The sequence below is a fragment of the Staphylococcus sp. GDY8P120P genome, from assembly GCF_017892065.1.
In the GTDB taxonomy this organism is placed as follows: domain Bacteria; phylum Bacillota; class Bacilli; order Staphylococcales; family Staphylococcaceae; genus Staphylococcus; species Staphylococcus nepalensis.
On record NZ_JAESKI010000048.1, the window covers coordinates 1 to 858 of the forward strand.

1 protein-coding gene and 1 pseudogene are annotated in these 858 nt (G+C 38.5%); both read left to right on the top strand.

What is annotated here, in order from left to right; all coding sequences use genetic code 11:
* Positions 1 to 420: pseudogene (locus KA900_RS14555) on the top strand (hypothetical protein); the annotation flags it as partial.
* Complete coding sequence (locus KA900_RS14560) at positions 421 to 837, top strand: recombinase (RefSeq protein WP_000323438.1); 417 nt, start codon at positions 421 to 423, stop codon at positions 835 to 837.
* Positions 838 to 858: the final 21 nt, after the last annotated feature.

The following is an 858-nucleotide window of genomic DNA, read 5'->3' on the forward strand; positions in this document are numbered from 1 at the left end:
ATCCTAGAACCACTTTTCAAGTCAGTTAGCCAAATCGATGAAGAAAGCGACCGTGAAAGAATGGACGCTATTGATAAGCTAATGGAGCAACTATTGGAAGAACGCAATAACCTTATTGCACTGATGTCCAAAGGTTTCCTAGAACCTGCTCTTTTTAATCAGGAACGAAATGTTTTAGATAGTGAGATTAAAAATCTTACTACCGAAAAAACAAACCTGGTAACGAACTCTGCGAGTGGTGTTTTGCGAGCAAACGAGATAAAGGACCTCATTAATTATGTGTCAGCAGATAATTTTAATGGTGACTACACGGAAGAACTATTTGAAGAATTTGTAGTGAACATCATTGTAAATTCCAGGGATGAGCTGACATTCAATTTGAAATGCGGTCTTTCCCTGAAAGAAAAGGTGGTGAGATAAATGGCATATATTCCATATGGATACAAAATTCAAGATGGAGTGGTTACTGTCGATGAAAAGGCAGCAGGTCAAGTAAAGGTATTCTTTGAGAAATACATATCAGGACTATCCCTTACAGTGGCTGGCGAACAGGCAGGTATTGAAAAGACACATTCTGTGATGGGGCGCATTTTGAAAAACGTCAACTACCTTGGAAATGATACGTATCCAGCAATTATTGATAAAGAGATATTTGATAAAGCTGAAGAAGTTAGAGATAAACGTGCAAAGGATTTAGGACGAGTGGTAGAGCTTGCCGCTTTCACCTCTCCCCCTCCCAAAGAACGATTCAAAATGAAAAAGGCAGATAATAAGATGCCAGTGGATCCTTTTGAACGAGCAGAATACTTATACAGTCTGATAGAAAGCGAGGAATAAAGTGACAGAGAAAAATATAAT

Excerpts from the sequence above, each read along its gene's own strand:
- KA900_RS14560 (WP_000323438.1), top strand. The coding sequence starts at position 421 with ATGGCATATATTCCATATGGATACAAAATTCAAGATGGAGTGGTTACT.